At 40.5% G+C, this 14,547-nt stretch carries 13 protein-coding genes; 7 read left to right on the top strand and 6 right to left on the bottom strand.

Going from position 1 to position 14,547, the window contains the following annotated elements:
• The 7 genes from A5N85_RS17260 to A5N85_RS07295 form a co-directional block, all read left to right on the top strand.
• Positions 1-207: transposase (locus A5N85_RS17260; RefSeq protein WP_211268102.1), on the top strand; the 207-nt coding region annotated here is incomplete at its 5' end.
• Positions 185-442, top strand: a complete 258-nt coding sequence (locus A5N85_RS07320; protein WP_072576649.1) for a hypothetical protein — start codon at positions 185-187, stop codon at positions 440-442. The genes A5N85_RS17260 and A5N85_RS07320, both read left to right, overlap by 23 nt.
• Before the next feature lie 28 nt (positions 443-470).
• Positions 471-2,903 carry a helicase HerA domain-containing protein gene (locus tag A5N85_RS07315; RefSeq protein WP_072576648.1) on the top strand — a complete coding sequence of 811 codons (2,433 nt, stop codon included), beginning with the start codon at positions 471-473 and terminating at the stop codon, positions 2,901-2,903.
• Between the two features lie 15 nt (positions 2,904-2,918).
• Positions 2,919-3,800, top strand: a complete 882-nt coding sequence (locus A5N85_RS07310) for an ATP-binding protein (protein ID WP_072576647.1) — start codon at positions 2,919-2,921, stop codon at positions 3,798-3,800.
• The gene (locus A5N85_RS07305; protein ID WP_072576646.1) at positions 3,797-4,324 is read left to right on the top strand and encodes an HNH endonuclease; all 528 of its coding nucleotides are present in this window, start codon (positions 3,797-3,799) and stop codon (positions 4,322-4,324) included. Before A5N85_RS07310 ends, A5N85_RS07305 begins: the two co-directional genes overlap by 4 nt.
• 14 nt (positions 4,325-4,338) lie before the next feature.
• Positions 4,339-4,716 (top strand): hypothetical protein, encoded by a 378-nt coding sequence (locus A5N85_RS07300; RefSeq protein WP_072576645.1) that lies wholly within the window; start codon positions 4,339-4,341, stop codon positions 4,714-4,716.
• A gap of 140 nt (positions 4,717-4,856) precedes the next feature.
• Positions 4,857-5,468, top strand: a complete 612-nt coding sequence (locus tag A5N85_RS07295; RefSeq protein WP_211268101.1) for a HEPN domain-containing protein — start codon at positions 4,857-4,859, stop codon at positions 5,466-5,468.
• 697 nt (positions 5,469-6,165) lie between these two features.
• Here the strand turns inward: A5N85_RS07295 and A5N85_RS07285 are convergent.
• The 6 genes from A5N85_RS07285 to lysA form a co-directional block, all read right to left on the bottom strand.
• Positions 6,166-8,178, bottom strand: coding sequence for a transglutaminase TgpA family protein (locus A5N85_RS07285; RefSeq protein ID WP_072576642.1), 2,013 nt, complete (start codon positions 8,176-8,178; stop codon positions 6,166-6,168).
• Complete coding sequence (locus A5N85_RS07280; protein ID WP_084601691.1) at positions 8,175-9,110, bottom strand: DUF58 domain-containing protein; 936 nt, start codon at positions 9,108-9,110, stop codon at positions 8,175-8,177. Before A5N85_RS07280 ends, A5N85_RS07285 begins: the two co-directional genes overlap by 4 nt.
• Complete coding sequence (locus A5N85_RS07275) at positions 9,110-10,042, bottom strand: AAA family ATPase (RefSeq protein WP_072576641.1); 933 nt, start codon at positions 10,040-10,042, stop codon at positions 9,110-9,112. Before A5N85_RS07275 ends, A5N85_RS07280 begins: the two co-directional genes overlap by 1 nt.
• Positions 10,043-10,190: 148 nt before the next feature.
• Positions 10,191-10,979 (bottom strand): tRNA pseudouridine(38-40) synthase TruA, encoded by a 789-nt coding sequence (truA, locus tag A5N85_RS07270; RefSeq protein WP_072576640.1) that lies wholly within the window; start codon positions 10,977-10,979, stop codon positions 10,191-10,193.
• A gap of 5 nt (positions 10,980-10,984) precedes the next feature.
• A complete protein-coding gene (locus A5N85_RS07265; protein ID WP_072576639.1) occupies positions 10,985-13,618 on the bottom strand; it encodes a FimV/HubP family polar landmark protein in 2,634 nt (877 codons plus the stop codon).
• 120 nt (positions 13,619-13,738) lie between these two features.
• A partial coding sequence (lysA, locus tag A5N85_RS07260; RefSeq protein WP_072576638.1) for a diaminopimelate decarboxylase occupies positions 13,739-14,547 on the bottom strand: 809 nt, incomplete at its 5' end.

Below are 14,547 nucleotides of genomic sequence, written 5' to 3'. Positions count from 1 at the left end.
CGCAGTGATATTCAAGCAATCATTGAAGAGCATGGGCATGAGATAGTTTGGTTACCCCCTTATAGTCCAGACTTAAATCCTATTGAAAAGATGTGGGCTTGGATTAAGCAAATAGCAAAGAATGGCGGATGGATTGTATTGATACTTTATGCTTTTATCTGCTTTGGATTGGGTTGGGTTTTAGATGATTGCACTATATCTTGCTAAACAGGGTGATGAACGCTTTAAGCGTATCATCGTTGAGTCGCCTAGTAATGATGCTGTTTCTGATGATGTGCCATATGAACGACCTAAAAGCAGCGGTTCTCAGCAACCATTTCATACAAAAGACCAACCGATTCATTCAGAGGATTCGCAAAAGGATTTCATCAAAACGGTCGCCATAATTGGTGGTGCGGTATTGGCAGCCCTTGGGGTGCTACTGATGCTTTTCCGAGAGTAAGACCGTATTTATATCAGTGAGGAAAAAAATGAGTTTACCGACAAATACTTTATCGTCCAATCGAGTGTTGCAAACTGTGGAAAAAGCACAATTTGCGCTTCAATATAGTCATGATTTTTTAAATAAAACCTATTTACAACAGCTAAATCAGTTTCCTATTCAAGATATCAGTATTCATAAACCGTTATCTTTAGAAATGATTGGAAGCGATATTCGCTTTTTCCATGTTGAGCGTTTAGTCTTTGAGCATAAGCAAGCCATATTAGAGAGCGCTACAGCCGCTTATGGCACGCTTAATAGCGCGGGATTTACGGTTTGTTTTTTATTGGATTGTGATGGTGAGGAAACCCATCTTTACATCGGCGCAATGGGCGCGGGTTTTCGAGGAAAGATTGCTGGTGATTCTTTGCAAAATGCTTTTTATGGGCATTTTGCTGGCAGTCAGCTAAGAGAAATTCAAGATAATCAAGAAACGCTAGAAATTCTTTCGAGTTTAGATAAATCTAGTGCGGTTTCAGCCGTTAGCTCAGTGCCTTCATTAGCCGTTGATGAGCGTGAATATTTTATGCAAGGACTAGAGCATTTTATTGATGCTGCTGAAGGAATGAAGTCAGGACATAAATACAAAGCATTATTATTAGCGGAATCGATTGCCCCTGAAGAGTTAGCGCGGGTGCGCCTACATTATGAGCAAACTGCAACGCAAATCTCTCCTCTACTTAAACAACAAATTAGCTATGGCGAGAATGCTTCTGTTTCAGTTACCCAAAGTTTTAGCGAGAATTTGAGTAAATCGTTGACTAAAACTTTAAGTGAAACACAAACCACAGGGACAAGTGAAACACACACAACGGGAACAAGCAAAACACAATCTACTACGCATACTACAGGAACAAGCACTTCAACAGCTTCCTCACAAAGTGTTACTAAAGAAAATCGGCTTGCTAAAGCGGCTGGATATTTAGGTGGTTTGGTAGGGAGTGCTCTTGGAGCGGCGGGTGGTCCAATAGGAATGATAGCAGGACAAGCACTTGGTAGAGAGTTTAGTGGAGCGCTTTTAGGAGGAGAGGGCAGTCATACTAAAGGCACGACCGTAACTACAGGAACTAGTGAATCAATCGCGAATAGCACAAGCTCTGGAACCAGTAAAAGTCATTCAACTTCTACCAATCAAAGCCATTCAACAGCTACCAGTCATGGAACCACTCAAACGCAAGGTGTTACAACGGGACGTAATGATGGGCAATCTCAAGGCAACAGTGTGCAATTTAATATTGAGCAAGTTGATAAAAGCATTGGGCAAATGTTAAAGCGCATTGAAGTGAATTTAGAGCGCTTAGATGAGGCGAAGCGCTATGGTGGTTGGTTATCTGCTGCGTATTTTTTTGCCGATAATCCTGTTACTAGCCAAACACTGGCACGCCACTTTTTAAGCCTGACGCGAGGTAATGAATCACATACAGAGAATTTTGCTGTTACCACTTGGAGTAAACCTGAGCAAAAAAGAGAAGTGGTTAACTGGTTAAAAGCGCTCCGCCATCCTAAGCTCAAAGCGAAAAATCTTTTTGGTGAAAATCGAGAGATAGAACTATCGCCTGCAACATTAATTTCAGGAAAAGAGTTGGCATTGCAGCTTTGCTTACCGCGCCGTTCTATTTCAGGAATTACGGTGGTTGAGGCACAACGCTTTGGTCGGCAGGTAACTTTGCAAGATGGTGGCTTTTCGACAGACAAAAATTCTACGATTTGTCTGGGGCATTTACGCCATTTATTGAAAGATTTGCCACAAGAAGTTCATTTAACGACCAACCATCTTGCTTCGCATGTTTTTGTTAGCGGTTCAACAGGCTCTGGTAAAAGTAACACAATTTATCATTTGCTTAGCGAGTTACAAAAGCAAGATATTCCATTTTTAGTCATTGAACCTGCAAAAGGTGAATATAAACATGTTTTTGGCAATCAAAAGGATGTTCAAGTTTATGGCAGTAATCCGCAATATGCGCCTTTATTGACCGTTAATCCGTTTTATTTTCCTAAAGGCATTCATGTCTTAGAGCATATTGACCGTCTCATTGAAATATTTAATGTTTGTTGGACGATGTATGATGCGATGCCCGCTGTATTGAAGGAAGCCATCTTGCAGTCTTATCAGGCTTGCGGTTGGGATTTAGAACAATCACAAAGTTTATTGGCTGAGCCAGTTTACCCGAATTTTAAGGATTTACTCAGCAAGCTAGAAGTGGTGATTAATCAATCTGCTTATTCTGCTGAAGTAAAAGGAAATTACACTGGGGCATTGGTTACTCGGGTTAAATCGCTTACTAATGGTTTAAATGGCATGATATTCACTGACCATGCTTTGCCGTTAGCAACCCTTTTTGAACAGTCAACGATTATTGATTTAAGCCGTATTGGCGCTCAGGAAACGAAGTCACTTCTCATGGGACTTTTAGTGATGTAGCTCAGTGAATATTGCTTGGTTTCAGGAGAGATAAATTCACCGTTACGCCATGTTACGGTATTAGAAGAAGCGCACAATATTTTGCGCAATAGTCAAACAGAAGCTGCAACAGGCTCAACCTTAGCCGCAAAATCGGTAGAGATGCTTGCCAATGCGATTGCAGAAATGCGGACTTATGGGGAAGGATTTATCATCGCCGACCAATCGCCTAATGCCGTAGATATTGCCGCTATTCGTAATACCAATACAAAAATTATTATGCGTCTGCCAGATGAAGCAGATCGTCAATTAGCTGGGAAATCTGCGGGTATGACTAATGAACAACTCATAGAGTTAGCCAAACTTCCGAAAGGCGTTGCTGTGGTGTATCAAAATGATTGGTTAGAGCCTGTATTATGCAAGATTGCTCATCATCAATCTTCAACTGAGCAGCAGTTATATCAATATCATCCTGATAGCAGCACAGTAGTATTTGATAAAACGAAATGGCGACGACAAGCAGCGCGCTTATTGCTTGATCATCGACTTACCTTACATAGCATTATTGAACCTGATGCAGTGGAGCAAGGTTTAGCCTATGCGTCATTATCTGGAGCCTCTCGTATTGCACTGAAACGTCATTGTGATTATTACCGAGAACACGGTGAACTACTGGCTGCGAAACTTAATTTTGCGGAAATTGCCCCACTGGCTTCTCAGCTAATCGACGCTCCGCTGATTGACTTTAGCCAAGCAAGTAAAATTTCTGAACAACTAACCCACCAAATAGAGTCGCAATTGCGCGGTGGTAATGAGCTTGCCCGCCAGATGACGCATTGTTTATTTAAAGCAGCGACGCTGGAAAATCGTTTAGATGAAGCAAATTACATAGATTGGTCAAAAGGAGAAAGATCATGATTGATAAATTTAGTCTTGAACAAAGCCACTTATTCCGTCAACCGCTAGAGCAAATTAAGCAAGCAGATGAACCGGGAATTTGTGATATAGCAAAAGGGTTTCTGCCTAGAGAAGGTGGGCGCTGGCAAGATATTCCGGGTGATGGAAAATGGCTACCTAACCCAGATTTTATCCCTAAAAAAGATAATGTATTAGAACAAACATGGGCTGAACTTTTAGCAAAATATAAAATAGATGGAATTGAATTCAAAGAAGGAGATCCAGATTTTTCTCCAGTAGTAAAAGAAAGGGTTGAAATTGATAATTTTACAACAGATAGAAGCAAAAATTTTGCTCAAGCTGATGAAAAATTGGCAGAAAAACTGGGTATTACGCCTCGCGAAGTGAAAGAAATGCGACAAAAAGAAGGTTACACTTGGCATGAATGCAAAGACTGTAAAACGATGGAATTAGTGCCTAAAGAAATACACAACAATATTCCTCATACTGGTGGTATTTCTGAAGCAAAAAAATCAAATTCATAATTAGGAGATAAAAAATGAAAACATTACAGGACACTATTCTAGGAGATTTAAAATTTGATTATGGCTGGCGCAAAAGCATAGAGATTTGTGGGCAGCATTTGGAAGCTATTTTTGATGCTTTTGATGAAGAACAACCTACAGATGCGCAAAGAAAGAGTTATCAATCATTTATTGGTGAACAAGAGGAATATTTAAAAAAAGCAAGTCAGACTCTCAAGGAGTATCAGAAATCACATACAGATGCAGAGGGTAACATATATTACACAGCAATATATTTTGCACGCAATGGTGACTATGGGATTCTCGCGAATTGTGATTGGGATCCTGAAAATGGTATAGCTATTTTATTATTCCCTGAAATACAAGTGACTGAACAAGACAGATTGATTTAGAGAGATTTTAGGACGCGCTGATTAACTTGTTGTATTGTAGTAATCCAAAATTATATAGTTAATTTCGTATAGTTAAGCAGTAAATACTTTTAGCTTATGAGTTAATCAGTGGTTCCTTTACTTGATTAAGAGGAATGCTTATGTCAAATGGTAATGACAACCTATCTCTGCGCTTAAATCGCGCAGAGAGTTGGCTAAAAAAAGCAGAAAATGCAGAAGATGAAGATACACGTTTTATTGCGCTGTGGATTGCATTTAATGCAGCATATGCCTGCGATGTTGGAATAGTAGCAGGTGATAAGAACCACCTGCGCCAATTTTTAACGCAGATAGTTGCGCTGGATGAAGCGCATATTATTTATGATTTGATCTGGCAACGTTTTCCAAAAAATATTAGAGTATTATTAGATAATAAATATGTATTCCAACCATTTTGGGATTTTCATAATGGAAAAATTCAAGAAAAAGTATGGTTAGAGGATTTTGCAGCAGAAAAAGATAAAGTTAAAAAAGCATTGGCTCAGCAAGATACAGATTTAGTATTATTTATAATATTTGATCGTATTTATACCTTGCATAATCAAATAATACATGGTGGAGCATCTTTTTCAAGCTCAGTTAATCGTCCGCAAGTACGAGATTGCTCAGAAATCTTAGCAATCTTTGTTCCATTAATGATAGATATTATGAAGAAAAATCTTCAACGAGATTGGGGTAAGCCTTTTTATCCTTTGATTAAAGAGCAGGAGTAGATATGGTCATGCCATTACCCAGAGGTCAGGAACGATATGCTGTTTGTAAAAAATGTGGTTCACATTATTCTCTTGGTTCAAGTGATGTAATCATACCAATTCCTAGAAAGTGCCCACAATGCGGATGTAATGAAATTTATATTCAGATTAAATATGTAAATTTATCTTTTAAGATTTTAAATATATTTCAAAGAATTTTTAAAAATTAATTTAAAAAAGAGGATATTTTGGAAATATTTCAAATGATAGATATTAAAAATAGTTTGACGATTACTTATAATTTAAATGATAGTAGTTTGAAAATATATTGAATTATTCTGCAATAATTCTTGACAAGTAACTATAGTAAAATCAGCTAAAAAACAGAACGTTATCTACCGCCAGAATGGCTAGATAAGGGCTATAGGATGTTTTGTTTTTTAGCTGATCGCACTATATTTTATTTATAGTAAAGGTTTCCAAAAAATGCATACAATAAAGAGAAAATAACATATTATTTTCCGGTTCCTTATGGGGTTACTTTTGTATGCATTTTTGGGAAATTTAGCTATAAATATCAATTTGTTGAAAATTTTTATAAAGATTATGTGGAATAATTTTTAAACTACTACCGATTTTCTTATCTATTGTTTGGGACGCTATTTAGGTTATGACTTTTAGATAATTATAACAGTAAAAAACATAGATATTTTATTTTTTAAATTAAAGTTTTATCTAATTTTTTGAGCTGTTTTATTAGCTGTTCAGTTGCTTCTTTCTGTTCTCGATAGCGGATATTTTCGTATTGTTCGGCGGCAGTTTGCCATGCTTTTGGTTGGTTAGTGAGTAAATGTTGTTCTCCAACGCGTCGCAAGAATTGTGCAAAGGATTCGTTGGTGAGTTTATGCATATTATGTTTAGAGAGTTTTTTTAATAAATGGCGCGCGGCTTTGGCAAGTGCATCATCATCTGTTCTAGGGCGACGTTGCCACCATTGATAGAGTAACCATATAAAACCAATAAGTACGATGCTAAGTACAATGATAACAGTACTAATGCTCATTTTACTTAAGCCAATATCTCCCAATAAGCTATCTTGGCGATCTTTATTGAGATTGATGACCCAGTTTTGCCAAAAGGCTTGGCTGGCTTCCATGGCGTTGCGCATCCATGCAATAGCGGCAAATTTTTCTGCCATTCGGCTTCCCCATGCGCGCTCATCAGCGCCCGAGAGGGATTGGCTATCTAACCGGGCATTCTGAATGCGGTAAGGGGCTACGGCAGCGGTGGGATCAAATCGTGTCCAGCCTTTTTTCTCTATCCATAGTTCTACCCAAGCGTGGGCGTTTTCTTCACGGACGATAAAGTCATCAGTAAAGGGGTTGGGTGAGCCGCCTTGATAACCAATCACGACACGAGCTGGGATGTTAATGCTGCGAGCGGCAAGGGTCATCGCATTGGCGTAATGTTCGCAAAAACCAATTTTTTGTTCAAATAGGAATTTTTCTACATCGCCGGCACCCGGCATCGGTTCTAGAGAGTAGTAGTATTCTTCGTTGGCAATGTGTTTTAAGAAGTTGTTTGCAAAGCCTTCGGTGGTTTGTCCGCCTGATTGATAGAGTTGTCGTGCAAGGTTTCTGGTTTGGGTAAGGTCGATGTGTTTAGGAAGCTGGGTGGCATCGGTGCGATCGCGTTTGGATAGCGCTTGTGGGTCAAGCTGATAGTCTAGCATTGAGGTGAGGTTGTAGCGCTGTTCGCCTTTTTGGCGAATGGGCATTTTGATTTGATAGGCGCTACCAATGCGAGCGTTGTGTGGAATATTGGTGGTGATATCCAGTGCGGTTAGCCAGTTGATACTAGGTTTGACGGGGATAAATTCGTAATTGATAGCGCTTTGTTTGTTGATGTTGAGGGGTTCAAGTGGTTGCGAAAAGTCTTGGGCGCGTTGTCGCCAGTTCTTGCCGTCGAAAGTCCATAGGACAGGTCCTCGCCAGTAGAGTTGGTCGCCACGAGGAATTTTTCCATCTTTAAAGCGGACGCGAAAGCTTATTTCATTGGATTGGGCGAGGCCGGCTAAATCGCCCATGCTCATTTCTTCGGGTAAGCCAGTAATGCCTTGCCCGCTTGGGCGAGGCAGTCCCCAAAGCGGGTTCATTCTCGGGAAGGCAAAGAAAACGATGATGGCGAATGGGAGTGCGAATCCTAATAGTTTGGCAATGTCTTTCCAACGGGCGAATACTGGCAAGCGGCTACCTCGTGCGGTTACTTGGCTAAGCGCATAAAGGTTAATGGCAATGATAAAGATGAGGTAGAGGAATATAGCAAAGCTTTGTGTATACATTAGAAAAGCGAGCATTAGGCTCATGGCAAGTAGGAATAGGACGCGAGTGTCTCTGATGTTTCTGCTTTCTAGAAGTTTGCAGGTTGCCATGACAGTGAGCAGTGCGACAAAGCTAAAGGTGATACCTAATTGCCGATATTGGGTAAAGAGGAGAAAGACTCCGATAGGAAAGATGATTAACACGCCAATAATGGCAAGGTTAGGCTTTTCTTGCCAGATGGCTATCCATTTGATGATAACGGCAATGCTGAGTAAAACGGTAAAGGGTAGCGGTAGGAAAAAAAGTAGCGGAAGTAGGGTGAGGGTGTAGGCGGCAAGCGTCTTTCGCCATAAGGCGGATGAAAGGCGGTTATGGTAATCCGCTGCTGAAATCCATTGGAGTTTTTTCATGGGCAATCGGCAAGTGCTGTTAAACAATGATGAAAGTGTGTTTTTCCACGACCAAAGTCAATAAATTGATGTGGGAGTCGTAGGGCGTAGATGAGGTTGGCAGCATCGCAGTCAACAATCCATTTGGATAATTGGCATAGACGGGTTTCGTTATCACCGATGGCTTTGGCGTAGTCTAAAACAACGCGTTCTCCGCCTTCGCCACCAAAGCGTTTGACCATCATTTCGCCTCGTCCAAGCTGTTTCCATGCGACGCGTGATAGTGCGTCTCCAGGTTGATAGGGTTGTAAGCCAGTGAGTTCGTCATCACCAAGGTTTTCTGCAATCATTTTGCCTTCATCTTTGCTGATTTCTAATGGAAGAGGTAGTTCGCCCACTGGTTCAGGATAGATAATCACTTCGCCTTTTAATCGCAGCCATTGCCAAGCAATAAAAAGTCCAAAGGGTAACGCTGTGCTAATTTCAAAGGGTAATATGTTTTGTCTGCCGCGTTGTAAGGTAAATTGTGGAAGTAGAACGGTGCTTTGTTTGCCTGCCTCAATACCTTCGCAATGTATGGTTTTTTGGGCGTTGGAGAGAATTATTTCGGGGCGAGATTGCCCAATGGTATCAATTAAGGTAATCGGGAAATAGGCTTCTTGTCCGCAAAAAACAGGTTCTGCATCGTCGCTGTCTAGTCTGAGTTTGGCTAAATAGCCAACGGTGAGCGCAGCGCTAAAAAAGGTGGTAAAGGCAAGAATAAAAATCAGTGCATAGCCTAAATTTAGCTGATGATTGACTGACCAAATAAACATGACCAAGAGCAGTGTTAAAAAGGCTATTCCAAAACGCGTTGGAACAATGGTAAAGCGTGCTGCGCTTGGTAAGGTAATGCTTTCTTTTGGGGTTCGGCGACGATAGGCGCGCTCACGAATAAAGTTAATTAGCGACACTATAGCGGCACCTCAACGGTGTTAAGGACGTCTAGAATGGCTTGGCGATGATGTTCGTCATCTTGTCCTTTTCTTGGTAAACGATGCCACGCGACTGAAGGGAAGCAGGCTTGTATGTGTTTGGGTAAGACTGCTGTTTCTCCGTGTAATAACGCATAAGCTTGAGCGGCTCGCACTAGCCCGAGTCCTGCTCGCGTGGAGAGGCCTTGTGAAAAATGAGTGCGGTCTCTGGTATAGGCTAATAGTTTTTGAACGTAGTGCGCTAATGATTCTGAAACGGTGATGTTTTTGGCAGCAGTTTGAAGTGTTAGAATATCTGCTTGGTTTAATTGGGCTTTTGAATGACGCAACATATCTTCTCTAGAAGCACCTCGCAAGATGTCAATTTCTAATTTTGCAGAGGGATAGCCCATTGATAATCGCATGAGAAAACGATCTAATTGAGATTCTGGAAGGGCGTAAGTGCCTATTTGTTCTAGAGGGTTTTGTGTGGCAATCACAAAGAAAGGTTCTTCTAGGGTATGAGTATGATGCTCAATGGTTACTTGGCGCTCTTCCATCGCTTCTAATAAAGCCGACTGGCTTTTAGGTGAGGCACGGTTGATTTCATCGGCTAATAAAAGTTGGGTAAATATAGGTCCGGGGTGAAAAACTAGTTTTTGCTCAAGGGCATTAAGGGAAGAAAAACCAACGATATCAGCGGGTAAGAGGTCGGAGGTGAATTGAATACGGCGAAAATTCATCCCTAAGGTGGCGGCAAAGGCTTTTGCTAGGGTGGTTTTGCCAGCGCCTGGTAGGTCTTCTAGTAAGACGTGTCCTCTAGCAATCAAGCAGCTCATCGAAAGGGCGATGATTTCATTTTTTCCAACAATGATAGTCGCAAGTTGTTTTAAAGCGGTGTTTAAGCGACGGCGTAGTTCGATATCAATCATAAACTTCCTTTCATATTGATAATAAGTTGTGGTTTTAAAATTATGTTAAAGAATTTTTTATTGTTCGAATTATATAAAAATCAGATGGTTTTAAGAAATTATCATGACTACATTGTCGTAATAAATTTTCAAGTAATTACAAAAGCAGTTAGAGGGGAAACTGTCCCTCATTGGGATAAGGAATATTGTCACAATCGGGATAAAAGACGCGATAAAAGTATAATCCATAAGCGGGCGCAGTTGGTCCAGCTTGTCGACGGTCTTTTTTATGCAAGATTTCTGCTAACCAAGAAATTGCGCAGCGATTATCACCAACCATCAATAAACTGCCAACAATATTTCTCACCATATGATGAAGGAAGGCATTGCCAATAACATCTATAGAAATCCACTCACCTTGTCTATTGATGATAATTTCCTTGATATAGCGATTGGGGCTTTTAGCTTGACATTCTGCTGCACGAAAAGCACTAAAATCATTTTCACCATATAGCGCAATAGCCGCTTGCTGCATGTTTTCCACACTTAAGGGATGCGGATGCCAATGGCACTTTTGATACCAAATAGATGAAGGTTGTCGGCTATTCAGAATGAGGTAGCGATATTGTCGCATTTGAGCATCATAACGAGCATGAAAGTCACTACGAACAGGGAGAATACTTTTTAAACGGATATCATGTGGTAAATAACGATTGCTTCCTGCAAGCCAAGCATAGTTATCACGTTTGGTACTTGTGTCAAAATGAATAATTTGCCCAAGTGCATGCACGCCAGCATCTGTTCGACCTGCGCAAACAATTTCAATAGTTTGGTTGGCAATTTGGCTGAGTGCTTGCTCAACTTGCGTTTGAATCGTTTGAGATAAAAAGGGCTGGCGTTGCCAGCCCGAATAAGCGGTACCGTCGTATTCAACAAGTACAGCATAGCGTTGTGTCATTAAATTTAGCCTAATTGCTTCAATAAGTCTTCAGCGACTTTGCGTTGCTCTTCAGTGCCTTTTTCCAGTACTTCATTTAGCCACATCTTAGCTTTTTCTGGCTTAACGCCACTTTTAATATAAGCGACTGCTAAATCTAAATTGATATCCATTGCTTGTATATCAGCCGGTGTAATTTCAACGGCTGATTTAGCAGAAGGCAATTCTTCTTTAACAGATGCTTTATCTATAGGGGCAGTTTCCTTTGTGGCGAAATCGTTGAAGAAATCCATTTCATCAATAGAAGTTTGAGTTGCCTCTTGATGCATTTCTGATTTTGCTCCCGTTGGCGATTCTGAGGAGAAATCATCTAATGAATCTATATTAGACACTGTATTGTTAGGTTCTTCTTCTAATTCCATGAATAAGTCTTCTTCTATATCCATTGGATCTGATTCAGGAGTGGTATGCTTCTGAAGAGAAGTTTCATCTGTTTCAGCAAAAAAGTCATCTAACCCATTAAAATCTGGTACTTGATGTTCAGTAGAGGTTTTAGTCGTCGTATTTGCTGGCGCAGATTTTTCATCAGATACCGCAAAGAAATCATCTAGGTTATCAAGATTAGAACTTGATGTAGTATCAGTAGCTACATTGCTATGGGTAGCAGTAGTTTTTTGTTCATTAGCAGGTTCTGCAAAGAAATCGTCAAGTGCATCAAAGTCAGAAACAGAATGAGACGTTGTTGTTTGTTCAGTATATTCAGAATGTTGCGCTTGCTCATCGGTAGAAACGGCAAAGAAGTCTTCTAAACCATCAAAATCAACAGGTTCTTCTGATGCTGTATTCTGTACGTTTGACTCTTCAGCGAAGAAATCATCTAAAGCATTAAAAGTTTCATGCTGATGTGCATCAGCAGCAGAGGCTTTTTTATCTTGCTCATCAGCAGTTGAGAAGAAGTCATCTAAATCTTGGAAATTAGCGTCATTGTTATCTGAAGTTTCTTTTTCGCTAAAGAAGTCATCAACTTGTGCGTATTCATTCTCAAGTGGTAGCTCATGATGTAAATGATTAGGGGTTTTTTCGAGAATAACTTCATTGCTTAGGGCATTGGCGAGTAGTTTTCCTTCAGCGCTGGTTTCTAATTCTTTTGTTAAAGCTTCCAGTTCTTCTTCTGTAATTTCCGCTGATGGTTTTTTACGACGCTTGGCTAATAGCGCAAATATTACTAGAAGTAATAGCAAAAGAATACCTCCACCTAAAATGAGCAGCTGCCAAAGAGGTAATCCGAAAGGTAGGTCACTATTAGAGAAGGTATTATCCGTTGTTGTAGCAGGTTTTGCCGGTTCTACTGTAGTTGTAGGGATGGTTTTAACTGGCGTTACTTCTTCTGCTGAAGGTGTAGAAGTCGTAGGTGCTGGCTCACTAGTTGGCTCTGATTCGATAGTAAGTGCTTTCTTCTCTTCTGTAGGTATTTCTTCTGCTGTATTTGTATTTTCTAATGAAGAAGTATCTAAGCTATCTGGTGCATCAAGTTGCATTTCAGAAGTGACATCTGAAGAGGATGTTTCTATAGGGAGTTCAGCTTCAGCGCGTTTTGCATCTGCTTCTGCTTTGGCAGCTGCAATTTCTTCTTCGCTCATTTCAGCAGGAATAATACTTTGTTCATCGGCAGAGTGATCGGCTTTTAAAACGGGCGCAATTTCTGAATGCTCAGCAATTCCTTCTTCATTGGAGGAAGGCTCGTTTTGCACAGCTGTTTGAGTGGCTTTTTGATTATTTTTTCTTGCTTCTGCAACTGTTGGTTTGGATGATGTTGATTTTTTTGATTTTTCTACTGGCATTACTTGTGGTTGAGCGCCATTGATAGAAGGTATTGTTAGGGTATAACCAACCATTAGGCTGCTTAAGCTATTGCTGGCAAAAGCCCGTCTATTTGCCTTAAAAATAGCACGCATCATTGCATCCACTGAAACAGCTTCTGAGTGGCGAGTTGCTTTAGCAATGGAATATAAGGTTTCTCCCGGCTTAACTGGACCATAAATGTTTCCGCCTTGATAGCTAGAAGCATGAGCTGCTGCCGTTTGGGCCGCTGTGGAAGTGTTGGCTTGGGTATTTAAAGCAACAGGTTTTGCTTTTTCACTTCTTCCTCCCCAACCTTGAGTATTGGCATTTGCTGGTTGGATGGTCGTTGCAGGTTGAGTTTCAACTAAATTAACCGGGGTGGGTGCAGGCGCAATTCCTGCTTGCACAGCAGGGTCTGGATTAAGAAAAACAGCATATTCTCGAGTAATTTCTTGTCCACCACTTTTCATCGAAAGAATAAAGTTAATAAAAGGCTCTCGAATTTGTGAATTACTACGGACTAAAATGGTATGACTGTTACCTGATTTTACAATACTAAAGGTTAGTCCTGACTGTTCGGGTGTTTTGACAATTCCGCGTGCACGATAAGCGGCAGTATCTGCTAAACGCACAACGCTTGAAGCTGCTGCCGCATCGCTAATACCATTGATTTTAATTGAAGCCTTAAGTGGCTGTCCCATATAAGAATTAACTTGAATTGGACCTAAGCCAACAGCCATTGCCAGCTTGCTTAATCCTAATCCCATCGCTAAAAGAATTGCTGCTTTAAGCGTGCCGGGCTGCCGGTATCCTTTCATAATGTCTCCTTAAAAATCCTTAAATAGCCTGCAATAATTGAAAATTATATTCAGGCTAGACTGAACTGACAAGCATTGTATCATTAAAACAACAGCAAAAATAAGGTCTTTATGCTCTAATTAAATGATTTCATTTTCCCATAATTGCTCAAATACATCCCGTTTGCGGATGAGTTTGGCTTTATTTTGATAAATAAAAATTTCAGCTGGACGTAAACGAGAGTTATATTGACTGCTCATTGACATGCCATAAGCGCCAACACCTGCTAAAGCAATTAAATCGCCTTCTTCTGCAAATAGATTGATATTTTTAGCAAAAGTATCGCCTGTTTCGCAAACAGGACCTACGATATCGGCTTGATGATTAGTGAGGTTAGGTTGATTGAGATTACGCATTTGTGGCACTGCTTGATAAAGTGCAGGTCGGATATAGTCATTCATTGCGGCATCTAGCATGATAAATGTTTTTTCTGACTGCTTTTTAATTCCTATAACGCGGCTCAATAGTAATCCGCTATTCCCTACAATTGAGCGCCCGGGTTGCAGATGAAGCGTATAAGAAGCTCCTCCCATTTCTTGATAAAGCGCATTAACGAGCTCCGCTGGACCAGGCACTTGTTGCTCAGCCTGCATCTGAATGCCTAATCCTCCTCCAATATCAATATGTCTAATATTTATACCTTGTGCTGAAAGTTTATCTGCAAGTGTTTTTAGGCTGCGGAACGCTTTAATAAAAGGGTCTAGCGTTGTAATTTGAGAACCAATATGACAGCCGATGCCAATAATATTAATTCCTGACAGCTCTGAGGCAGTTTGATAAAGTTTTTCAGCATTTTCGAGCGCAATGCCAAATTTATTATCTTTCATTCCTGTAGAAATATAAGGATGTGTTTGCGCATCAACATCGGGATTGATTCTAAAGGCAATGG

The organism is Suttonella ornithocola (assembly GCF_001889065.1).
Taxonomy (GTDB): Bacteria; Pseudomonadota; Gammaproteobacteria; order Cardiobacteriales; family Cardiobacteriaceae; genus Suttonella_A; species Suttonella_A ornithocola.
This window is presented reverse-complemented; position numbering and strand designations above follow the sequence as displayed.

Excerpts from the sequence above, each read along its gene's own strand:
- A5N85_RS07315 (WP_072576648.1), top strand. The coding sequence starts at position 471 with ATGAGTTTACCGACAAATACTTTATCGTCCAATCGAGTGTTGCAAACT.
- A5N85_RS07320 (WP_072576649.1), top strand. The coding sequence starts at position 185 with ATGATTGCACTATATCTTGCTAAACAGGGTGATGAACGCTTTAAGCGT.
- A5N85_RS07285 (WP_072576642.1), bottom strand. The coding sequence starts at position 8,178 with ATGAAAAAACTCCAATGGATTTCAGCAGCGGATTACCATAACCGCCTT.
- A5N85_RS07305 (WP_072576646.1), top strand. The coding sequence starts at position 3,797 with ATGATTGATAAATTTAGTCTTGAACAAAGCCACTTATTCCGTCAACCG.
- A5N85_RS07295 (WP_211268101.1), top strand. The coding sequence starts at position 4,857 with ATGTCAAATGGTAATGACAACCTATCTCTGCGCTTAAATCGCGCAGAG.
- truA (WP_072576640.1), bottom strand. The coding sequence starts at position 10,979 with ATGACACAACGCTATGCTGTACTTGTTGAATACGACGGTACCGCTTAT.
- A5N85_RS07265 (WP_072576639.1), bottom strand. The coding sequence starts at position 13,618 with ATGAAAGGATACCGGCAGCCCGGCACGCTTAAAGCAGCAATTCTTTTA.
- A5N85_RS07300 (WP_072576645.1), top strand. The coding sequence starts at position 4,339 with ATGAAAACATTACAGGACACTATTCTAGGAGATTTAAAATTTGATTAT.
- A5N85_RS07275 (WP_072576641.1), bottom strand. The coding sequence starts at position 10,042 with ATGATTGATATCGAACTACGCCGTCGCTTAAACACCGCTTTAAAACAA.